This window comes from Mesorhizobium sp. ESP-6-2 (assembly GCF_020164675.1).
GTDB lineage: Bacteria > Pseudomonadota > Alphaproteobacteria > Rhizobiales > Rhizobiaceae > Mesorhizobium.
Window position 1 is genome coordinate 325115 of record NZ_JAIUGT010000007.1, and the last position, 21305, is coordinate 346419.

Sequence of the window (21305 nt, forward strand, 5' to 3'; positions counted from 1 at the left end):
AGGGGTTCAGCGTACGGCATAGCCGCCATCCACGAGAAGGTCCGTGCCGGTTACGAATGAGGCATCGGACGAAAGCAGGAAGGCGCAGGCGGCGGCGATCTCTTCAGGTTGGGCAATGCGCCCGAGCAGATGCGCCGGCCCGAGACCCTCGTCGGCCGCCTTCAGGTCCGGCCAGCGTTGCAGCAGGCGCGCGGTCGCGACAGCGCCGGGCGACAGGCTGTTGACGCGGATGTGTTGCCCGGCATGGTCGACGGCCATGGCCTTGGCGAGATGCATGACGCCGGCCTTGGCCGCGCAATAGGCCACCGCCTTGCCGACGGCGACGCGCGCGAATTGCGAGCCGATCAGGACGATCGAGCCGCCGCCGCCAGCCGCCATCAAGGGCACTGCGAATTTGGAGACCAGGAAGGCGCCGGTGAGGCTGACGTCCAGTTCCAGCCGCCATTTGTCGAGCGCGAGATCGGCGACCGTGCCGTCGGTCGATGGGGCGGCGGCATTGTGGACCAGACCGTCCAGCCCACCGAATGCCCGGCCTGTAGTGGCGACCGCGGATTTGACCGAATCCGGATCGGTGACGTCGCAGCCGACCGCCAAGGCGTTCGATCCGAGACTGGCGACAAGCGCCTGCGTTGCCGCCATGTCGCGATCCGCGCAGGCGACGCGAGCGTTCTCCTCGACGCATCGGCGTGCGATCGCGGCGCCGATTCCGCTTGCGGCGCCGGTGATCAGAATGACCTTGCCGGTCAGGCGGCCGGGCAGGGGGGATGCGGCGGCTGTCACGGCTCGCCTCCCGAGGGCTGCACGACCACAATCCCCACCGAGCGCTGCCGCAAATTGATGCAAGCCGCGATTGCCACCAGAATGCCGCCGGTGCCGAGCACGAACAGCATGGCCTGCGGGGCGGTGTGCTCCATGAGCGCCGCGGACAGGCCGGGCGTCAGGATATTGCTGATTGAATAGAGCAGCAGCAACGTGCCGGAAGCGGCAACCATATGACGGCTGTGCATTCGCGAATTGGCGAAGGCGATCGCCACCGGATACACGGTCAGCGCCGTGGCGCCATAGAGGAAGAACAGCAGGAAGAGGAATGGCAGCGGCCTGGTTCCGATCCAGGCGATCGATGCGCAGAGCGACATCGAAAGCAGGCCCTGGATGAGCAGTATCACACGCCTGTCGAACCGGTCCGAGAGCCATCCGACTGGCGTTTGCGCCAGCATCCCGGCGATGCTGACGGTCGTCACCAGGCCGACGGTCGCGCTGGCGGATAGCCCGATCTTGGCGCCATAGATCGGGGTCAGAACGAAAACGTTCATGTTGGTGACGCCGGCCTGGAAGACGCTGACCACCGTAACGGGCGCCAGCCGCAGCAACTGGATGACGCCGTAACGCTCTTCCTTCGCCGGGATGTCCGGCACGGACGGTTCATACTGCGGAGCGGGCAGGGCAGGCCATGGCTTTGAGACGAAGCGTGCAAGCACTGCCATTAATACCGTGGCCGCGCTGACCCCGAACAGATGGGGCGAGTGCGCCCCGACGATCTCCAAAAGCACCTGGCCGAGCAGCACGGCGATCGCTGTTGTCATCATGTAGACGGAAAACAGCCTGCCGCGATTGTGCTGGTCAGCATAAAGGTTGATCCAGCTTTCGCACACGACGAACATGGCCGCCATGGCCAGCCCTCCGAGCAGGCGGAAGCAGAACCATGCCGGCAGCAGATCGGTGAACACGAAGCCTGATGTGCCGATCGCCTCGATCACGGTTATGATGAAAAAGGCGCGCTCGTGGCCTACCCGCGACACCAGTGGACGAGCAATGAGACAACCGACGAGGAACCCGAACGGGTAGGCGGTGAGCACCAATTGCACGTTTCGGGGCGCGATGCCCGGCGCGCTCAAGGCCAGTGACACGGCCGTCGTCAGCATGGAGCTGCCGATGCCGGCCAGGCAGATGAGCGCCATGATAGGCAGGATGGCGCGCGATCGTTCCGCCTGACGCCAGAGACGGGCCAGCGACCATGTCCTCATTGAGGGCCACGCGCCTCGTCCATGAGGGTGAGCGCGGCCAGATCCGTCTTCGGGATATGGCAGGCGATCTCGTGCGTGGGGGACATTGTGCGGATCGGCGGCGGCTCGCTGTCGCAAATAGGACCCACCTTGCGATGGCATCGGCTGGCAAAGCGGCAGCCGGCAGGAACGTTGACGGGACTAGGCGTGTCTCCGGTCAGCGTGATCCGCCTGCGCCCGGCGCCTTCCGCTTTCGTGCTGCGGATCGCCGAAATCAGTGCCTCGGTGTAGGGATGGGTGGCGCCGCCGAAGATTTCATCGACCGTGCCTTTCTCCATCACCTTGCCGAGGTACATGACCACGACCTTGTCGGCGATATGGCGCACCAGCGCCAGATCGTGGCTGATGAACAGCATCGTCGCGTGGCGGGTCCGCTGGATGTCGAGCAGCAGCGTCACCACCGCCGCCTGCACCGAGACGTCCAGCGCCGATACCGGCTCGTCGGCGACGATCAGCGACGGGTCGGAAGCGAAGGCGCGGGCAATGGCGATGCGCTGTTTCTGTCCGCCCGACAACTGGCTTGGCTTACGCGCCGCGAAGTCCGGCGAAAGCCGCACCATCTCGAGCAGTTCACGCATGCGCTGGTCGATGGCTGCCTTGCCCGTGCGAACGCCGAATTTCTTCAACGATCGGCGGATGGAGAAGCCGGCGCTGTGCGAGGGATTCAGCGTCGAATCCGGATTTTGGAACACCATCTGGATCGATTGCAGCAATTGTTTAGGCCGAGAGGCTGCTTCGATCTTTGCGATGTTTTCGCCGGCCATGCGGATTTCACCCGACGTGGCGCGGTCGAGGCCGGTGACGATGCGCGCAAGGGTCGACTTGCCGCAACCGGACTCGCCGACCAGCGCTACGATTTCGGCCTTGCCGGCCTCGAAAGACACATGCTCGTTGGCCTTCAGCGTCCTGTGGTTGCTGAGGTGGTAGAGCTTGGTGACATCCGATACGGCTATTGCGGCCTCCGGCGCCGTTCTCTCTTCGGCCAGCGTCGGCAGGTCGCGGCGATCTGGGTCGAGTTCAGGCCAGCGCACGCAGCGCACCAGATGCTGCTCTCCCGCCGGTTCGAGGATGATTCCGGGCTGGTCGCACAGGCCGGCCTTGAAACCGGCGCAGCGCGGCCCGAACAGGCAGCCGCGCGGCCGCTCCGAGGGCAGCGGGATGTGACCCGGAATGGCAGCCAGCGTGCGGCTGTGCTTGCCGTGGTCGATGTCGGGAATGCAGTCGATCAGCCCTTGCGTGTAGGGGTGCCGCGGTTGGCCGAACAGCTCGCCTGTCGGCGCTTCTTCGACCAGTTCGCCGGAATACATGATGCCGACGCGGTCGCAGCTCTCGGCGATCAGGCCGAGATTGTGGGAGATGAACAGCAGGCTGGTGCCGTAGCGCTGGCGCAGCTCCCCAATCAGGTCGATCACCGCCGATTCCACCGTGACGTCGAGGCCGGTGGTCGGCTCGTCGAGCAGCAGCAGCGAAGGCCTACCCAGAAGCGCCATGGCGATCACGACCCGCTGCTGCTGGCCGCCGGAAAGCTGATGCGGATACCGCTTCAGCATGTCGCCGGCGTCTGGCAGGCGCACGTCCTTCAGCATGGCTGCCGCCATGTCGAGCGCGTCGGTTCGGCTGGCGTCGAGATGGAGCATCGGCACTTCGGCAAGCTGCGCGCCGATGGTCTTGACCGGATTGAGCGCGCTCATCGGATCCTGATAGACCATGGCGATGCGCCGCCCGCGCATGGAGCGCAGTCTGTGTGCCGGCGCGCCGACCAGATCCTCGCCTTCGAGGCGGATGCTGCCGCCGGCGATCAGGCCGGTGGCGCCGAGATAGCCCATGATGGCCATCGCGGTCGTGCTCTTGCCGCAGCCGGATTCGCCGACCAGCCCATAACTTTCGCCCGGTCTGACCTCGAACGACAAGCTTGGCACGGCAACGACGGTCTCCGCCTTGGCGCGAAACTCGATGCGCAGGTCCCGGACCTCGAGCAGCGGGGCGTCCGCGGCTTGCCCCTTCGACGCTGGCGCCAATATGTCAGCAGTCGGAATCATGGCTTCCAGGCTTCCCGCAGGCCGTCGGCCAGGAGGTTGAAGCCGAGCACCAGGCTGACGATTGCAATCGACGGCAGCACCGACATCAGCGGCCAGACGTTGAGCACGGTCGTGCTTTCCTTGACCATGCCGCCCCAATCGGGGTTGGGCGGCGGCAAGCCGAGGCCGAGGAAGCCGAGGATGCCGATGGTGATGATCGTGTAGCCGATGCGCAGGCAGGCATCGACGATCAGCATGCCGCGGCAGTTGGGCAGCAGCTCGACCAGCATGATGTAGAGCGTGCTTTCGGCGCGCAGCCTAGCCGCGGCGATGTATTCCTGCTCCTTCAGGCCGAGCACCAGCCCTCGCGTTATTCGCCCGATGCCCGGGGCCGAAGCGACGGTCGAGGCGATGACGATGTTGAAGACGGACGGGCCGATATTGGCGATCAGTATGACGTAGAGGACCAGCACCGGGAAGGCGAGGATGATGTCGGACAGCCGACTGATGAGGACATCGATCCAGCCCCCGTAATAACCAGCGATCATTCCCAGCGTGATGCCGACTATCATGGCGACGGCGACGGAGAGCGGCGCCACCACCAGCACGGTGCGGGCGCCGAAGATCAGCCGCGACAGCTCATCGCGGCCGAGGATATCGACGCCAAGCCAATGCGCGGCCGAAGGCGTCGGGTCGGCGAGCGCCATCACGTCCTGTTCGGTCGGCGAGTAGAGCGGCAGGACCGGCGCGAGGATCGCTGCCAGTACCCAGAAGCCCACCAGGAATAATCCGATCATCGCGGTCGGCGAGCGCAGCATCCGCGCCCATTTCAGGCGCGTCCTGCCCGTCGGCTTGGCAGCCGTCCCGTCCATCGCTCTCTGTTCGGCCACTGCGTTCATTTCAACCTTATGCGTGGGTCAAGCAGCATGTAACCGAGGTCACCGAGGAACTGCGTCGTGACCGCTATGGCGACGGTGATCAGCGTGGCGGCTTCGATGGTCGCGATGTCGCCGAACAGGCTGGCGTCGAGCAGCAGCCGACCGAAGCCGGGATAGGCGAAGACGAGTTCCGTCACCACCACGCCGCTGATGAGGAAGTTGATCTGCAGCAGAAGCACCGTGAAAGGCGCGATCATGGCGTTGCGCAGGGCGTGGCCCATCACCACTTGGCGCGTGCTCATGCCCTTCAGCACCGCGGTGCGGATGAAAGGTTTTTCCATCACGCCGATCATCGAGACTCGGATCATGCGCGCGACATAGCCGAAGTCGTAGATGACGAGCACCGCGACCGGCAGCACGAGTTGAGATGGAATGGACCAGCCGCCGTCGGAATCCAGCGGACTGGTGCCCGGCAGCACCGGCCACAGGATGACGAACAGGGTAACCAGGAAAACCCCGGAAGCGAATTCGGGAATCGAGGTGAAGGTGATGCATATGACCGACAATGCCCGGTCGAGCACGCCGCCTTCCTTGAGGCCCGACAGGATGCCGAAGACAATCGACAAGGGCACGATCAACAGGAAGGCCAGTCCGGCCAGGATCGCCGTATTGCCGAGCCGGTCCCAGATCACATCGTTGACGGGCAGCTTGTTGAGCGTCGAATAGCCGAAATTGCCGAAGTACTGGGCGCCTCGCGGGTCCGTGAAATTGAGCCCGGTGCTGGGGTCCTGAAGCGGGTCCGGAATGACGCCGAGCAGTATGCCCGCCCAGCGGCCGTAACGCACCAGCAGCGGATCATCCGCCTTCAGCTTCCTGGTGAGGAAATCGACCTGTTCCTGGGTCGCGAAAGGCCCGAGGGATTTGCGCGCGACGCTGCCCGGCGTGAATTCACAGACGGCAAAAACAAGAAACGAAGCCGCCACCATGGTGAGCAGCATCATCGCCAGTCGTCTCGCAACGAATCTCGCCATCGGCCGGAATGTCCGCTCCTGATGCAAACGGGGTTGAATGACTGGTCGCCTCGAAGGCGGCCGGGCAAATTGGTCAGGCGGCGACGACCGCGTAATCCTTGGCGAAGATATACTGCGAAGGATGGAGTCCGAAACCCTGCACCTTCTTGTCCATCACGGTCGAGAAGATGCGCCAGAATGGCTGCACGATCGGCCCTTCGTCCTGCATGATCAGCTCGATCTTCTCCATCACCTTGGAACGCTCTATCGGGTCGAGGATGCCTTCGGCCTGGGTGAGCAGCTTGTCGAACTCGGCATTGGAGAAATGCGACTCGTTCCACGCTCCATTGGTGCGGTAGGCTAGGCCGAGCGTCATGATGGCGAGCGGGCGATGCCCCCATGCCGTCAGGCTGAACGGCGCGCTGGTCCACACTTCCCAATACTGGGCGCTCGGCAGCGACTTGATGTTGGCTTTGATGCCGATGTCCTTCAACTGCTCGGCCATCGCCTGTGTCGTGTTCAGTTCCCAGATCGGATCGGGCCTTGTCACGACGTCGATCTCGAAGCCATCGCCCTGGCCGGCGTCGGCCATCAACTTCTTTGCCTTCTCGATGTCGCGCGGCCATTTCGGCAGCGCAGCGTACTCGGGATGCGACGGCGCCACGTGGTGGTCTTCCGCCGGCGTGCCGGCGCCGAGCAGGACCGTCTGGATGATCTTGTCGCGATCGATCGCGTAGCGCATGGCCTGGCGCACGCGCTTGTCCTTGAATTGCTCGACGTCGGGATGCATGCGCATCACGATGGTCTGCGTGGTTTCGACCTTATGGACCGCGACGTGGGGGAAAGCCTTCATCGAATTGATCTGGACCGCGTCGGCTTCCGACAGTCCGTCAACCTGCTTGGAGGCCATTGCCGCGATGCCGGCGCCCGGATTGTCGCCGAGGTCGACGAACTCGAACGTGTCGAGATGCGGCGCGCCGCCCCAATAATCAGCTCGCGCCTTGTATTTCGCGCCCTTGCCGACCGTGTATTCGACGATCTCGAACGCTCCGGTGCCATTGGCGCTCGGACCGAAGGCGCCGTTGTCCTTCGGGTCGAGAATGAACATAGGATAGTGGAACAGGTGTTCGGCGACCGCGATCTGCGGCGAGAACAGGTTGAGCCGCACCGTGCTGTCGTCGACCTTCTCGATCGCCTTGTCGGACCACAGCCGGCTCGACTTCTTGGGATTGCCCTTGTCGTCCTTTTCGCCGGTGTCGTATTCCTCGACCAGGTAGCCGGTGAACAGGCCGAGCACGGAGGACCCGACAGCCGGATCGCTGACCCGCTTCAGGTTCCAGACCACGTCGTCGGCGTTCAGCGCTCTGCCGTCGCGCCATTTCACGTCCTTGCGGATGTGCAGCGTCCAAGTCTTCAGGTCGTCGCTGACGTCCCACTTTTCGAGCAGATAGGGACGGGTGATGTTGTTGCGGTCGGTGAAGGTCAGATATTCGCAGACCTGGCGAATGATGTTCGACTTCTCGGCGAAGTCGGCCAGATGCGGGTCCTTGATCTCCATGCAGCGCATGCCGATGCGCAGGTTTCCGCCTTTCGGCAAATCCTGCGCGCGGGCCTGCGTCGACGGGTCGACGAGACCGGCCATGGCATAGGCCGCTCCGGCCGAAAGACCGAGCAGCGTCGACTTGCGCAGGAAGTCCCTGCGGCTGATCGCGCCGTCGTTGAGCTGATCGACGAGTGTCGGGATATACGCGTGTGGAGCCTTATCCAAGATCTTGACCTCCGAGTTGTCACAATGCGCTGGTTGGATGGGCGTTTCGGCGCTGCCGTTCGGTCGGCAAGGAACCGAATTCGCTGGCGGACGCGCAACTCCAAGGCCCGTGGTGACAATGCGTGGTCGGCGAAAAGGCTTGCCGGAAAACCGGCCTGTCCCCATGCCGCGAATGCATGTCCATAGCGGTGGCTCCCATTCGTGGCGCCGTTGATACAGCTGCTCATTTCCCCACTAGAAGCTACACCGGGCACCCCTGTCCACAAACGAAGATTAATGTGGCTATGACCTCGTTTTTTTTGGCCAAAATCATAGCCGAAACCGGGATTGGCGCCCAATTGCAGGCTTTACAGCCATTTGTCGGGCTTTCTACACTGCCGATACTCGAAAAAGTGAGGTCATGCCGGCGAGCGTAAGCCGATCCCAGCCCTCAGTCACCATCATGCCAATTGCAAATCTGCCTGCCCTCGGGACCTAGAGCCAAAAGGAACACGTGAAATGCGGACCCATGCCCAGGCTGTTGTGATCGGCGGCGGTCTGATCGGATGCTCCATCCTTTATCATCTCGCGAAACATGGCTGGACCGATGTCGTGCTATTCGAGCGCGATGAACTGACCTCGGGCTCGACTTGGCACGCCGCGGCCAACATCCACGGCCTGCACGACTCCACCAACATCAGCCGCCTGCAGCATTACACGATGGCGCTCTACAAGGAGCTGGAGAAGGAGACGGGGCAGGGCTGCGGCGTCTTCCAGCCGGGATCGCTCTACCTTGCCCAGACCGAGGCGCGGGAACATCAGCTCAGGCTGCAGGAGGCCAAGGCCCGCCGTTACAAGATGAATTTCTACGAGGTCGACCGGGCCGAGGCTGAGCGGCTGCACCCGCTGGTGGATTTCGATGGCATACGCTGCATCATGTACGAACCCGAGGGCGGCAACGTCGATCCTTCGGGCGTCACGATGGCCTATGCCGCCGGCGCGCGCCAGCGCGGCGCCGAGATCCACCGCTTTACCCCTGTGACAGGAACGGAGCAGCAGCCGGACGGCAGTTGGATCGTGCGCACCACCAAAGGCGACGTGCACACGCAATGGGTGGTCAACGCCGCCGGCCTGTGGGGACGCGAGGTCGCCGCCATGGCCGGGCTGGAACTTCCGCTGATCCCCACCGAGCACCAGTATTTCGTGACCGAGACCATCCCGGAAATCGCCAATATGGGCAGGCGCCTGCCTTCGGTCGCCGACCGCGACGGCGAATACTACCTCCGCCAGGAGGGCCTTGGCCTGCTGATCGGCGCCTATGAGCGGGCGATGAAATTCTGGGCGGAGGACGGCACGCCGCTGGATTTCGGCCATGAGCTCTTCCCCGACGATCTGGAGCGCATCGAGGAAAACATGATGCGCGCCATCGCCCGCGTGCCGGCGGTTGGCGCCGCGGGCATCAAGAAGGTCATCAACGGGCCGATGATCTGGTCGCCGGACAGCGCGGCGCTGTTCGGTCCCGTGCCGGAGTTGAGGAACTATTTCTGTTGCAACGGCCTCATCCCCGGCTTCTCGCAATCCGGCGGACTCGGCAAACTCGCCGCAGAGTGGATGATCGAGGGCGAGCCGACGCTCGACATGTTCGGCTGGGATCTCGCCCGGTTCGGCCACTGGGCAAGCAAGGCCTTCGTCAAGGCGCGGGTGCAGGATCAGTACAGCCACCGTTTCAAGATCCATTTCCCGAATGAGGAGCGCGCGGCAGGGCGGCCGGTGCGGACGCGACCGGCCTATGCCATGCAGAAGGATAAGGGCGCGGTCTTCGGCCTGAATTTCGGCTGGGAGCATCCGCTGTGGTTCTCGACCGACGGCGAGCCTCGAGAAGAAACGATAGGGTTCACCAGGCAGAACTGGTGGCATCCCGTCGGCCGCGAGGCGCGCATGCTGCGCGACCACGTCGGCGTTATCGATGTTTCCAACTTCGCCAAATACGAGGTGAAGGGGCCGGGTGCCGAGGCTTGGCTGAACGCACTCTTCGCCAACAAGATCCCTGCCAAGGTCGGCAAATCCTGCCTGACGCCGCTGATCGGCAAGCGCGGCGGCATTGCCGGCGACTTCACGGTGACCAAGCTCGGCGAAGACGAATATCGCATTTTCGGCTCCGGCATGGCCGAACGCTACCATCAGCGCTTCTTCAAGATGGTGCCGTTGCCTCCAGACACCACGTTCCGCTCGCTGACCGAGGCGATGTGCGGCTTTAATGTTGCCGGACCGAAGTCGCGCGCGGTGCTGCAGCGACTTACCAATGACGATCTAACGACCGAATCCTTCCCCTTCATGGCATCGCGCCGCATCACCGTTGCACGCGTCGATGTCATCGCATTGCGCGTCTCCTTCACCGGAGACCTCGGCTGGGAACTCTACTGCGAAGAGAAAGACCAGACTGCCCTTTACAGCGCGTTGCTCGACGCCGCGCGGCAGGAAGGCGGCGGGCCGGTCGGCTCGCGCGCGCTGATGTCACTCAGGGTCGAGAAAGGCTACGGCAGTTGGGGTCGCGAATATTCGCCCGAATACTGGCCGCAGGAGGTCAGGCTCGACCGGCTGGTCAAGATGGACAAGGGCGACTTCCTCAATCGGGGCGCCTATGCTGCGCTGGCCTCCAAGCCGGCGCGCGACGAGTTGATCATGATCTCGATCGAGGCGGAGGATGCCGATGCCACGGGCGGCGAGCCGATCTTCCTGCCGGACGGCACGCCGGTCGGCCAGGTCACGTCCGGCGCCTATGGCTACCATGTCGGCATGTCGCTGGCGCTTGGCTACGTGAAGGCGGGCTCCGTCAAGTCCGGAGAAGCGGTCACGGTCGCGATCCTCGGCCACCCGCACAAGGCCGTGTTGCTCGACCGGCCGCCTTTCGACCCCGATGGCAAGAGACTGCGGGCCTGATTATGAAAATCGTGGCGCGCCAAAGGGTTATCGCATGATCTAGACCTGCGGCAACTGGGAGGTAATACCGTGGAAAAAGCATCGCATCCCTATATTCCTACGCTTCTCGACCAGATGAAGGACGGCCGGATCGGCCGCCGCGAGTTTCTCAGGAAGGCCACGCTCCTTGGGCTTTCGGCGACGGTCGCCTATGCCATGGCGGGGCTGCCCGAGCCTATGTCCCAGGCTCGCGCCGAGGATATGCCGAAAGGTGGAAATCTGCGGATCGGCATGCGTTGCCAGGAGATCAAGGATCCCCACACCATCGACTTCTACGAGAAGTCCAACGTCATCCGCCAGGTTTGCGAATTTCTGACCTTCACCGATCGCGATAACATCACCCGTCCTTACCTTCTGGAGAAATGGGATGTCAGCGACGACCTGAAAACCTGGACGCTGCATGTTCGCAAGGGCGTGAAATGGCACGACGGCAGGGACTTCACCGCCGACGACGTCGTATGGAACCTCAAGCGTGTCTGCGATCCCAAGGTCGGCTCTTCGATGCTGGGCCTGATGACGGGTTACCTCGTCGAACAGTACGATACCGGCGAGAAGGACGACAAGGGCAACGCAAAGATGTCGAGCCGCCTGTGGTCCGACAATGCCATCGAGAAGGTCGACGATCATACCGTCAGGCTGAATTGCAAGTCGCCCCAGGTGGCGGTGGCGGAACATTTCTTCCACTACGCGATGCCGATCATCGATCCCAACGACAATGGTGGGTTCGGCGTCGGCACGAACGGAACCGGGCCGTTCGAACTCATCGAGTACAACATCGGAAAGAACGCCAAGTTCAAGGCCAGGACGGACTATTGGGGCGGAGGCCCGTACCTCGACACGTTCGCCTTCGTCGATCTTGGTGACGGCGCCGGGGCCGGCATCGCCGCCATGGCCTCGAAACAGGTCGATGGCCTGTCGACTGCGGATCGCGTCGAAATCAACTCGATGAAGAGTTTCCCGCATATTGCCGTCTACAGCGTCCCGTCGGCCCAGACGACGGTCGCGCGCATGCACCCGGAAGGTCCGTTCGCCGACAAGCGCGTGCGCCAGGCGATGAGGCTCGCCGTGGATCGCAACAAGATCATTCAATTGGCCCTGCTCGGCGGTGGAGCGGAAGGGGAGGATCACCACGTCGCCCCGTCGCATCCGGAGTATGCTCCGTTGCCCAAGATCGATCGAGACGTCGAGAAAGCGAAGAAGCTTCTGGCCGACGCCGGATTCCCGGATGGGTTCGAGCACGACATGATCACGCGCTCCGAACCGGCCTATGAGGTCGCCATGGCTCAGACGCTGGTCGAGCAGTTCAAGGACATCGGCGTGAAGATCAACATCAAGACCCTGCCGAATGCCCAATATTGGGACATATGGACCAAGGTTCCGTTCTCTATCACGGGATGGAGCCATCGGCCGCTCGGCATCATGACGCTGGGGTTGGCCTACCGCTCGAACGTGGCATGGAACGAGTCGCATTTCTCCAACGCCGAATTCGACAAGCTGCTGACCCAAGCCGAGGGCATCCTCGATCCGAAGGAGCGCTCCAAGGTGATGGAGAAGATCGAGCTGATCCTGCAGGACGAAAGCCCGATCATCCAGCCTTACTGGCGCGACCAGCAGACCGTGATGGACAAGAAGGTGAAGGGCTTCGAGAAGCACCCGTCGGAGTTCATCTTCGCCAAGGATTACGCAGTCGTGGCGGCCTAGACAGCGCCGGCTCGCCGTCGACTGGAAGACGGTTCACGCCCTCCCGAAATCTCTGGGAGGGCAGGGACCTTGCCCCTATCGGCGTCGCATCACGCGGTGCGCCCCTCTGAATTCTCACCAAGCTGAAGGTGGAAACTCCATGAGCTACGATCTGGTTATCAAAAACGGCACGGTGATCACCCCCAATGATACGTTTCTTGCCGATGTGGCCATAAACGGCGAACAGATCGCTGCCATTGGGCAGGGGTTGGTCGGGCAGAGGGAAATCGACGCGCGGGGTCGTTATGTGCTTCCCGGAGCCATCGATGCGCATGTGCATCTGACCGACCCGCGCTACGCCCCGCTCTATACGCCGGGTGCGGATTCGTTCGGGGTCGGCAGCAGGGCCGCTGCGATCGGCGGCGTGACGACATTCGTCGATTTCGCGTCGCCCTATGCCGGCGTCAATCTCGTCAAGGAATTGGATGTCCGGCAAAAGGAGGCCGAAGGCGAGGCGGTGATCGACTATGCGTTCAACCTCACGATACGCGACACCGACCCGTCGCGAATTGGAGAATTGCACGACATCTTCGATCGCGGGGTCACCTCCATCAAGATGTTCATGGCCTATGACGGCTACCGGCTGAACGACGCCACCATCTTCAGCGCGATGGAAGTCATCGCCGAACGCGACGGCCTCGCGGTGGTCCACGCCGAAAACGACGACATCATCAGGATGCTGAAGGCCCGTCTGGCGAAGGAAGGCAAGACCGGCACGGAGTGGTATCTGTCGGCACTTCCTTCCGCGACCGAAGGCGAGGCCGTCCATCGCGTGATAGCCTTCGCGGCGCACACCGGCGCCCGCCTGATCCTCTATCACCAGACCTGCGAGGAAGGCGTGCGCGAGATCAGGCACGCCAAAGCACGTGGTCAGAGCGTGTATGGCGAGGTCTGCGTGGCCTATCTGGTTTACACCAGCGACGACTATGAGCGAACCCTGGCCAACGGTTTCTCCATCCAGACCAGCCCGCCGATACGGGAGAAGCGCCATCAAGATGCGCTTTGGCAGGCTCTCGCGGATGGCACTCTCGACATCGTGTCCACCGACCATGGTCCGCGCAAGCGGCCCCCGGGCCAACCCGCCCATGGGATATCGGGTATCGAGGCCCGTCTGGCGCTGATTCATCATTTCGGCGTGAACGCAGGCAGGCTCAGCCTCAACAGGTGGGTCGAGGTGTGCTGCACCAACCCTGCGAAAATCTTCGGCCTCCCCAAAAAGGGTCAGCTCCTGCCCGGCTACGACGCGGATGTGGTGGTGTTCGATCCGAACAAGGAATTCACGTTCTCGGCCGAGACGCTCCATTCCGACATCGATTACAGCTCCTACGACGGCATATCGGTGCGTGGATATCCGCAAATGACGATCAGCCGCGGCGAGGTCGTCGCAGATGGCGGGTCGTTCGTGGGCAAGCCCGGGCGTGGCCGGTTCATCGAACGGGGAACAGGGAAGCGCTCCTCATAAACGGAAGCCATAGCATTCCACGATGCTCCCGATATCGAGCAACGGCTCGCTGCGAGAACGACCGGGCTGCGATAGGGCCGTCGCTGCGGCTTTGATCGCCAGTCTCTTCGAATCAAATGGCGATTCGGCCGGTCGATCCGCCACCATCGACGAACAATGTCTGCCCGGTGATGTACCCGGCTTCTTCCGAGAGCAAAAAGGCGATGGCAGCGGCGAGTTCCTCCGGCTTGCCGAGGCGACGCATCGGGATCATCGAAAGGAAGCGCGTCTCTGCCTCGCTGCCCGCCGGCGTATTCTCGCGAAACATCTCTGTTTCCACCGGGCCCGGCGCGACCTCGTTGACCGTGATGCCGGTTTGGGCCAGCTCCAGCGCCCACGTTCGTGTCAAGCTGTCGATCGCCGCCTTGGCTGCCGCATAGGCGCTACGACGCGCAATGCCCACGACGACGATGCTGGAGAGGTTGACGATGCGGCCCCAGCCCTTCTCACGCATAGCCGGCAGGACCGCCTGCACTGCCGCAATCGTCGGATGGATGTTGCCCGGCATGATATCATCCACATCTGCGAGATCGATCTCGCCCAACGCATGCATCTTGATCATACCGAGGTTGTTGACGACGCCATCGAAAGAATAGCGTTGAGCGAGATCGGCAAGGGCTTCCGCCGCGGCCTTGCTATCAAAGAGGTCGATCGGCACCAGCGTGCCTGGAAAGCTCGGATCCGCACCGCGAGCGATGCCGACCACGTGATGGCCGGCGGCGGCGAGCCGCGTTGAAAGCGCGCGGCCGATGCCCTTGCTGGCTCCGGTGACGAGAAATGTTCGCTTTGTCATAATGCTCTACTGTTGTGGAAGAACCGCCAGCCCACGTGACCCGGGATGTTGCGGGAGTGGGCGACTTCACCGGATGCCGGGCAGGCTACTCGACCGGTAGGAGTCCGGCATTCGGGTCTCGGACTCCTATTCGGCCTTTGTCGTATCAAGCGGCTCTGCTTGCGGCGCTATCGTCCGAATATGCGGGGAAGTCCGTGTATCCCACTTCTCCATTGCGGGTGTAGTAGACGGACCGGTCAGCTACGGCCAAAGGCCAGCCGTTCCTGAGGCGCTCGACGAGGTCTGGGTTGCCGATATACGGCCTGCCATAGGCAATCAGGTCTACCAGGCCGGTATCAAGAGAGGCCTGGGCTCGCTCGACGTCATCGAAGCCACCACACCAGATGAAAGCGCCGGGGAACGAAGCCCGAGCCGTGGCGAGCATGTCGTGGTCGAGATGGCGCGCCTCGAACGTGGCGGATTCCATGTTGCCGTCGGGCAGCAGCTCGTAAAGCAGATGGATATAGGCGACGCCGCGGCGCCCGAGCTGCTCGACGACGTACAGGAACGTCTCCTCGACAAGCGCGTCCGCAGGCATTGAACCATATTTGCCGAATGGCGAGAGGCGAACACCGACGCGTCCTGGGCCGAATTCAGCCACCACCGCCTCCACGACTTCCATCAGGAACCGTGTGCGATCTTCCATGCTGCCGCCACCATAGCGGTCGGTGCGGGTATTGAGGACCGAGTTCATGAACTGCTCGATCAGGTAGCCGTTGGCGGCATGAATCTCGACGCCGTCGAACCCGACCTCCCGGGCGTTGGCGGCGGCTTTGGCGAAGGTTCCCACCATGGCCGTCACTTCCTCGGTGCTGAGCGGCCTCGGCATCTCTGCCGCCATGAAGCGCAACCGGCCGTCCGGGCCATGGGCGAACACCTCTGAGCCGACGGCCTGTTCCGCGGTCACGCCCACTGGCGCCTGGCCGTTCGGCAGAAGCGAGGAATGCGCCAGTCGGCCGACATGCCACAGCTGCATGAAGATGGTGCCGCCCTGACGATGAACCTCTTCGGTCACCGGGCGCCAGGCCTGCTTCTGAGCCTCGGAGTGAATCCCGGGGATCCGCGCGTAGCCGTGACTGGACTGATCCACGTCGTTGACTTCGGATATAATCAGACCGGCGCTCGCGCGCTGGCCGTAATATTTGACTGTCAGTTCGTTGGGGAGGTCGCCGTCGGTCCGAAGAGGGCCTTCGGAGGTGCGGGTGCGCGTCATCGGCGGCATGACGATGCGGCTTGTGAGGTGGACGGGGCCTAGATCGAAGGAATCGAATAGAGAAGGCATGGGAGGGCTCCTGTGGAGAATTTACGCTTCAAAGCATATAAACCGGCGCGATGAGGCCAATTAGTGCCCAACGAGTAGACTCACTGGTGCGTCTGGAGCTACAACAAGCGGATGGGCACCCGTTTCGATGGCATCGCAGAATTTGTCGCCGTGACGCGGCTCGGTAGCTTCACGGCGGTCGCTGCGCAAATGGGGATGGCCAAATCCGCGATCGGCCGAGCGGTGTCGCGGCTGGAGGCGCGCTTAGGCTCAAAGCTCCTGCACCGGACCACTCGCCGCCTGACCTTGACGCCTGCCGGAGAGGCCTGGCTCGAACACTGCATCGCGGCGCTCGACGAACTCGAGCGCGGCGAGAGCGCTCTGACGCTGGCGCGGGACACACCCGGCGGCGAAGTCCGCATCGATCTGCCGACGGCGTTCGGCCGGCTGCACATCATGCCTGTGCTGCTCGATGTGGCGGAACGCTATCCGGCGTTGAACCTCAACGTCAGCTTCACCGACCGCCGGGTCGACTTAATTGGCGAAAATATCGACCTCGCCGTGCGCATCGGCAACCTAGACGATTCGACCGACTTGCTCGCGCGCCAGATCGGCGTCCAGCATATGGTGATCGTTGGAGCGCCCAGCTATCTCGCGCGGCACGGCGTTCCTCGTTCCTGGAGCGATCTTGCTCAACATGATTGCATCGTCGGACGACGGGAGGGCAATCGCATCGCCTGGCTGATGCGACAACCGGACGGCTCGACTGCCCGGCAGCCTGTCCCCGTCAAGCATGAACTGCAGGATTTCGAGACGGTGCTGATGGCCGTGAAAGCAGGACACGGCCTAACCCAGCTCCCATCATGGATGGTCGAGGAAGATGTCCGCGGCCGCGCTTTGGAGATCGTCCTGGATGGGCTGTCAGGCGGCGAGTTGCCGATCAATATTCTTTGGCCGCACACAAGGACGCTGCCGGCGAAGATACGCGTGACCATAGATGGCCTGGTTCAGGGGGCGCTCAAGTTGTCGAGCGCCGTCGCTTAGCGAGGATGGGTGCAGATCGGCCCCGGCCTTCGAGCCGACGGAGGACCTCGAAGAGCCGGTCACAGGATTTTCCCAGGTTCTTGCTCGGCGCGGTGGCGATTCCGAGCAAGAGGCCGGTCTCGGCCCTGGCTGGCGAAGCGTACCATGCGGAGAGCGGTGCGGGAGACATACCGAAGGCGGAGACCTCGCGCGCCACTGCGATGTCCGATGTTTCTCTGGGCAGCTTCAGCAGCACGGCCAAACCCGGCGTTGCGATCTGTTCGGCGTTAACCCTCGCTTCAAGCTGCTCGATCAGCGCCTCGCGTCTTGCGATATAGGCGCGCTTCGTGCGGCGGAGATGGCGAATATAATGACCCTCCCGCATGAATTCGGCGATCGCGAGTTGCACCGCCGGTCCCGGGGCCGGGGCCAGGCAAGCTGCGACTTCCGCGAAGCGACAGACAAGGTCGGTCGGCACGATCACGAACCCCAGCCGAAGTGTCGGGCTAATCGTCTTGCTGAAGGACCCGATGTGAATGACGCGTCCAACGCGGTCGAGCGACGCAAGCGCCGGCGCGGCCCTGCCCGTCAGCTGCAGCTCGCTCAGATAATCGTCTTCGATCACCCAGGCCTGGTTAGCCGCTGCCCATTCGAGCAGGTGCAGGCGGCGCTCGAGCGACAAAGTCGGGCCGAGCGGCGCATGTTGGCCCGGCGTCACAAGCGCTAGCTTCGCTGCCGGATGATGGCGCAGCGCCTCGTCCAGATCGAAACCGTTGCAATCGACCGGGATAGGAGCGAGGGACAAACCGGCGAGTTCGAGCCCCTTCCGGGTCCATGGGAAGCTGGGCTCCTCGATCCAGGCGGTCTGCCCTGCCAGCTTCAGAACGGAGAGCGCCAGGCCGAGTCCCGCACCGAAACCTCCGGTGATGACAACCTGCGAGGGCAGACAGGTAATCCCCCGCGCGACAGCGAGATAGCCGGCGATTTCCCGCCTAAGTTCGAGCTCACCGCGAGGATCGGGGTACAGAGGTGCCGCGATCGCTTCGGCACGGATCGCGTGCGCGCGTATGCGCGCGAACAAGGTGGCGGGGAAGATGTCGCTTGCAGGAACCCCCATCTGGAAGATCCCCGGTCCCTGCGTCATCTCCTGGTAGATCCGCATGAAAGAACCTTCGTCCGGCACCGGCTCGGATCGCACGACGGCGCGGGGGCGCTGCGCGACGCGCGTGCCTGCAGCCGGCGTTGCATCGATCAATTGCGCAGCCGCAAGCTTTTCATAGGCGGTTCGGACAGTACCGCGTGCAACACCCAGCTGTGCCGCGAGATCCCGCCATGAAGGCAATCGCACGCCGGGCTCCAGCACGCCTTCTTCAATGGCAGCCGCCACGCCCTTCCGAATTTGCTCCGCCAGAGGAATCTTCGCGGCGCGATTCAGATCCAGGTTCAGCGGTTTGCTCATGGCACTACGGTACACGATTTCTTCGCGTTCTCGGTACTTTTTTCTGACCCGATCGCCGAGCATCTATCCGTGCAAAGGAGATGCGAATGCCAAAACAAATCTGCACCATTCTCACCACCGCTTGCGTCGCGCTGGCCATCAGCGGGCCGGCCTGGACGCATGACCGCCATTCAGAAACGGTCACGCCGAAGTTCGAGCAGGTGATCCCGAACATCCCCGGCAAATCGATGGTCGTCGTCGAGGTTGACTACGCCCCGGGTGCCGCCTCTCGGCCGCACCGACACGCGAAATCCGCGTTCATCTTCGCCTATGTGGTCTCGGGCGAGATCCAGTCCAAGGTGAATGACGGCGAGGCCCGCATCTACAAGGCCGGCGAGAGCTGGTCGGAGCCGCCCAACGCGACCCATTCGGTCAGCCGCAATGCCAGCAAGACCAGGCCGGCGAAGCTGCTCGCGGTCTTCGTCGTCGATTCTGACGACAAGGCCCTCACTACTCCTGTCAATTGAACGGATCGGAATAATGGCCAAGAGGCTGGATTACAATCAAATCGCGCCGAACGGCGCCAAGGCGTTCGGCACCGTCTACGGCTATGTCCTTCAGAGCGGCTTGCCCGTCGAATTGGTCGAGTTGGTCTTTCTGCGGGTCTCGCAGATCAACAACTGCGCCTATTGTCTCGACATGCACACCCGCGACCTCGTCAAGAAGGGCGTGAAGATAGAGAAGATCGCGCTGGTGCAGGCATGGAAGGAAGGCGGCAGCCTGTTCGGCGAGATCGAACGGGCCGCGCTCGCCTGGGCGGAGAGCGTGACCAATGTTGCTCAGACCGGCGTGCCGGATGCCGCCTATGAAGCCGTGCGCGCCGTCTTCGATGAAAAGCAGATCGTCGACCTGACGATCGCGATCAGCCTGATGAACAGCTACAACCGCATGGCTATCAGCTTCCGGAACACGCCTCAGGCCGCCCTCGAGAACTGATGGAGTAAAAACAATGATTGGTAGCGTGATCTCCGGGATCAAGATCCCGGACAGCAAACTGGCGCGCGAGGCGACCGAGTTCGTCAGGGACCGGGAGACCGAGTTCCTTTTCCACCATTCTGTTCGCGTCTATCTCTGGGGTGCGCTGCTGGGCGAGCGGTTGGGCCTCAACATCGATCCCGAGCTTTTCTACACCGCCTCGCTCTTCCACGACCTGGGCTTGACGGAGGGCTTCCGCGAAAGCCAGCTTCGGTTTGAGGTTGACGGCGCCAATGCCGCGCGCGACTTCCTGCGGGATCACGGCATCTCGCAGACCGACACCGAACAGGTTTGGCTCGCGATCGCCCTCCATACAACTCCCGGTATCCCGGAGCATCTTCACCCTATTGGGACGCTCACGGCCGCAGGCGTCATGATGGACATCGTCGGCTACGGCTATGAAGGCTACACGGATGAGCAGCGGAATGCCGTCGAGGTCGCTTATCCGCATGCGCCCGGATTCACCGAGCGATTCCTCGACACGCTCTACGGCGGCTTGGCGCATAGGCACGACAGCACGCACGCCACCGGTCTCGCCGACGTCGTTGCCGACAAGGTCCCTCATTTTCACCGCCGGAACTTCTGCAGCCTGATGCGGAATGCACCCTGGGCCGACAAAGTCTGATCAGGAATGGCGATCAGCCGTGCCTCTCCACATCGAGGATAATATGGAACGCGTCAATTTTTACCAGGCAAGCCCGGCGGGCATGAAGACCGTCGACAACGTCTACAACCATGTCCTGCAGAGCGGCCTTTCCAAGACACTGATCGATCTGCTCTTCCTCCGCGTCTCGCTGATCAATGGCTGCGCCTATTGCATCGACATGCATACGGCCGACCTGATGGGGGACAAGGTCAGTACCGCGAAGATCGCACTCGTGCCCGCCTGGCATGAGGGCGGAAACCTGTTCGATGAGACCGAGCGCGCTGCGCTCGCCTGGGCCGAGACGGTGACGCGGGTTGCCGAAACCGGCGTTCCGGAGGCCGCTTACCAAGCCGCTGCCAAGGTCTTCGACCCGGGCCAGCTCACCGAACTGACCATTGCGATCGGCCTGATCAACGCCTATAACCGTTTGGCGATCAGCTTCCGCAAGACGCCGGAATCGCTCAAGTGACGGCCGACAAGATCAACGCAGCCGCGATCATTTCGGGAGTGCGGATCCCGGACAGCAAGATCGCGCGCGAGGTGACCGAGTTCATTCGCGATACCGAGAGCGATCTCCTCTTCAACCACTCTGCGCGGGTTTATCTCTGGGGTGCCCTGACCGGGAACCGGATGGGTCTGAGCTTCGATCCGGAGCTGTTCTACGCAGCTGCGATGTTCCACGATATCGGCCTCACACAGCATTATGGGCACAGCCACTTGCGTTTCGAAGTCGATGGTGCGAACGCGGCACGGGACTTTCTGCGGCAGCGTGGGATTTCGGATAGCGATGTCCACACCGTCTGGAATGCCATTGCACTTCACACCACACCCGGCATTCCGGAATTCATGCGCCCCGAGATTGCGCTGGTCCAGGCGGGTGCCGGCATGGACGTAGCTGGTCGCGACTTCGATATGTTCACTATCGAACAGCGCGAAGCCGTGACCGCTGCATTTCCGCGCGAAGCCAACTTCAAGCTCGGCATCATAGACGCGTTCTACGAGGGCATGAAGCACCGCCCGGAGACCACCTTCGGCACCTTCAACGACGACATCTTGGCTTTCAAGGATCCGCATTTCCGGCGCATCGACATATGCAGCGCGATCCTGTCTTCGAACTGGGCCGGCTGAGTTTCC

General features: G+C 62.7%; 18 protein-coding genes. 9 read left to right on the plus strand and 9 right to left on the minus strand.

Features of this window, described 5'->3' with window-relative positions; all coding sequences use genetic code 11:
- Positions 1–6: 6 nt before the first annotated feature.
- From LB532_RS20375 to LB532_RS20400, 6 genes are all read right to left on the minus strand, one after another.
- Entirely contained in the window at positions 7–780 is a 774-nt protein-coding gene (locus LB532_RS20375) for an SDR family NAD(P)-dependent oxidoreductase (RefSeq protein WP_140639597.1), read from the minus strand.
- Positions 777–2024, minus strand: a complete 1248-nt coding sequence (locus tag LB532_RS20380; RefSeq protein ID WP_140639596.1) for an MFS transporter — start codon at positions 2022–2024, stop codon at positions 777–779. Before LB532_RS20380 ends, LB532_RS20375 begins: the two co-directional genes overlap by 4 nt.
- Positions 2021–4102 (minus strand): ABC transporter ATP-binding protein, encoded by a 2082-nt coding sequence (locus LB532_RS20385; RefSeq protein ID WP_140639595.1) that lies wholly within the window; start codon positions 4100–4102, stop codon positions 2021–2023. Before LB532_RS20385 ends, LB532_RS20380 begins: the two co-directional genes overlap by 4 nt.
- Complete coding sequence (locus LB532_RS20390) at positions 4099–4980, minus strand: ABC transporter permease (RefSeq protein ID WP_224557100.1); 882 nt, start codon at positions 4978–4980, stop codon at positions 4099–4101. The genes LB532_RS20385 and LB532_RS20390 overlap by 4 nt, the downstream gene beginning before the upstream one ends.
- Complete coding sequence (locus LB532_RS20395) at positions 4977–5990, minus strand: ABC transporter permease (protein ID WP_140639594.1); 1014 nt, start codon at positions 5988–5990, stop codon at positions 4977–4979. The genes LB532_RS20390 and LB532_RS20395 overlap by 4 nt, the downstream gene beginning before the upstream one ends.
- 73 nt (positions 5991–6063) lie before the next feature.
- Positions 6064–7737: an ABC transporter substrate-binding protein gene (locus LB532_RS20400; protein ID WP_140639593.1), complete on the minus strand. Its 1674-nt coding sequence runs from the start codon at positions 7735–7737 to the stop codon at positions 6064–6066.
- Between the two features lie 498 nt (positions 7738–8235).
- On the opposite strand from LB532_RS20400, the gene LB532_RS20405 reads away from it, so the two are divergent.
- The 3 genes from LB532_RS20405 to hydA all read left to right on the plus strand — a co-directional run bounded on the left by LB532_RS20405 (position 8236) and on the right by hydA (position 13897).
- Positions 8236–10656 (plus strand): FAD-dependent oxidoreductase, encoded by a 2421-nt coding sequence (locus tag LB532_RS20405; protein ID WP_140639592.1) that lies wholly within the window; start codon positions 8236–8238, stop codon positions 10654–10656.
- 69 nt (positions 10657–10725) lie between these two features.
- Positions 10726–12396 carry an ABC transporter substrate-binding protein gene (locus LB532_RS20410; protein WP_140639591.1) on the plus strand — a complete coding sequence of 557 codons (1671 nt, stop codon included), beginning with the start codon at positions 10726–10728 and terminating at the stop codon, positions 12394–12396.
- A 139-nt stretch (positions 12397–12535) separates the two neighbouring features.
- A complete protein-coding gene (gene hydA / locus LB532_RS20415; protein WP_140639590.1) occupies positions 12536–13897 on the plus strand; it encodes a dihydropyrimidinase in 1362 nt (453 codons plus the stop codon).
- A gap of 112 nt (positions 13898–14009) precedes the next feature.
- On the opposite strand, the gene LB532_RS20420 is transcribed toward hydA, so the two are convergent.
- Positions 14010–14729, minus strand: coding sequence for an SDR family oxidoreductase (locus tag LB532_RS20420; protein ID WP_140639589.1), 720 nt, complete (start codon positions 14727–14729; stop codon positions 14010–14012).
- A 145-nt stretch (positions 14730–14874) separates the two neighbouring features.
- Positions 14875–16050, minus strand: a complete 1176-nt coding sequence (locus tag LB532_RS20425; protein WP_140639588.1) for an alkene reductase — start codon at positions 16048–16050, stop codon at positions 14875–14877.
- A 111-nt stretch (positions 16051–16161) separates the two neighbouring features.
- Here LB532_RS20425 and LB532_RS20430 point away from each other — a divergent pair, with 111 nt between their 5' ends.
- The gene (locus LB532_RS20430; RefSeq protein ID WP_140639587.1) at positions 16162–17073 is read left to right on the plus strand and encodes a LysR family transcriptional regulator; all 912 of its coding nucleotides are present in this window, start codon (positions 16162–16164) and stop codon (positions 17071–17073) included.
- On the opposite strand, the gene LB532_RS20435 is transcribed toward LB532_RS20430, so the two are convergent.
- Positions 17048–18511: a PLP-dependent aminotransferase family protein gene (locus LB532_RS20435; RefSeq protein WP_140639838.1), complete on the minus strand. Its 1464-nt coding sequence runs from the start codon at positions 18509–18511 to the stop codon at positions 17048–17050. The two genes, LB532_RS20430 and LB532_RS20435, sit on opposite strands and share 26 nt — an antisense overlap.
- An 86-nt stretch (positions 18512–18597) precedes the next feature.
- Here LB532_RS20435 and LB532_RS20440 point away from each other — a divergent pair, with 86 nt between their 5' ends.
- From LB532_RS20440 to LB532_RS20460, 5 genes are read left to right on the plus strand one after another with little or no spacing between them, the layout of a single operon-like run.
- The gene (locus tag LB532_RS20440; RefSeq protein ID WP_140639586.1) at positions 18598–19017 is read left to right on the plus strand and encodes a cupin domain-containing protein; all 420 of its coding nucleotides are present in this window, start codon (positions 18598–18600) and stop codon (positions 19015–19017) included.
- Positions 19018–19030: 13 nt separating this feature from the next.
- Positions 19031–19486, plus strand: a complete 456-nt coding sequence (locus LB532_RS20445; protein WP_140639585.1) for a carboxymuconolactone decarboxylase family protein — start codon at positions 19031–19033, stop codon at positions 19484–19486.
- Between the two features lie 13 nt (positions 19487–19499).
- On the plus strand, positions 19500–20150 hold the full coding sequence (locus LB532_RS20450) for an HD domain-containing protein (RefSeq protein ID WP_140639584.1): 651 nt from the start codon (positions 19500–19502) through the stop codon (positions 20148–20150).
- Between the two features lie 43 nt (positions 20151–20193).
- Positions 20194–20640: a carboxymuconolactone decarboxylase family protein gene (locus LB532_RS20455; protein WP_140639837.1), complete on the plus strand. Its 447-nt coding sequence runs from the start codon at positions 20194–20196 to the stop codon at positions 20638–20640.
- Complete coding sequence (locus LB532_RS20460) at positions 20637–21299, plus strand: HD domain-containing protein (RefSeq protein WP_140639583.1); 663 nt, start codon at positions 20637–20639, stop codon at positions 21297–21299. The genes LB532_RS20455 and LB532_RS20460 overlap by 4 nt, the downstream gene beginning before the upstream one ends.
- Positions 21300–21305: the final 6 nt, after the last annotated feature.

Coding starts and splice junctions, on each gene's coding strand:
- LB532_RS20380 (WP_140639596.1), bottom strand. CDS start 2,024: ATGAGGACATGGTCGCTGGCCCGTCTCTGGCGTCAGGCGGAACGATCG.
- LB532_RS20385 (WP_140639595.1), bottom strand. CDS start 4,102: ATGATTCCGACTGCTGACATATTGGCGCCAGCGTCGAAGGGGCAAGCC.
- LB532_RS20390 (WP_224557100.1), bottom strand. CDS start 4,980: ATGAACGCAGTGGCCGAACAGAGAGCGATGGACGGGACGGCTGCCAAG.
- LB532_RS20395 (WP_140639594.1), bottom strand. CDS start 5,990: ATGGCGAGATTCGTTGCGAGACGACTGGCGATGATGCTGCTCACCATG.
- LB532_RS20405 (WP_140639592.1), top strand. CDS start 8,236: ATGCGGACCCATGCCCAGGCTGTTGTGATCGGCGGCGGTCTGATCGGA.
- hydA (WP_140639590.1), top strand. CDS start 12,536: ATGAGCTACGATCTGGTTATCAAAAACGGCACGGTGATCACCCCCAAT.
- LB532_RS20420 (WP_140639589.1), bottom strand. CDS start 14,729: ATGACAAAGCGAACATTTCTCGTCACCGGAGCCAGCAAGGGCATCGGC.
- LB532_RS20425 (WP_140639588.1), bottom strand. CDS start 16,050: ATGCCTTCTCTATTCGATTCCTTCGATCTAGGCCCCGTCCACCTCACA.
- LB532_RS20430 (WP_140639587.1), top strand. CDS start 16,162: ATGGGCACCCGTTTCGATGGCATCGCAGAATTTGTCGCCGTGACGCGG.
- LB532_RS20435 (WP_140639838.1), bottom strand. CDS start 18,511: ATGAGCAAACCGCTGAACCTGGATCTGAATCGCGCCGCGAAGATTCCT.
- LB532_RS20440 (WP_140639586.1), top strand. CDS start 18,598: ATGCCAAAACAAATCTGCACCATTCTCACCACCGCTTGCGTCGCGCTG.
- LB532_RS20445 (WP_140639585.1), top strand. CDS start 19,031: ATGGCCAAGAGGCTGGATTACAATCAAATCGCGCCGAACGGCGCCAAG.
- LB532_RS20450 (WP_140639584.1), top strand. CDS start 19,500: ATGATTGGTAGCGTGATCTCCGGGATCAAGATCCCGGACAGCAAACTG.
- LB532_RS20455 (WP_140639837.1), top strand. CDS start 20,194: ATGGAACGCGTCAATTTTTACCAGGCAAGCCCGGCGGGCATGAAGACC.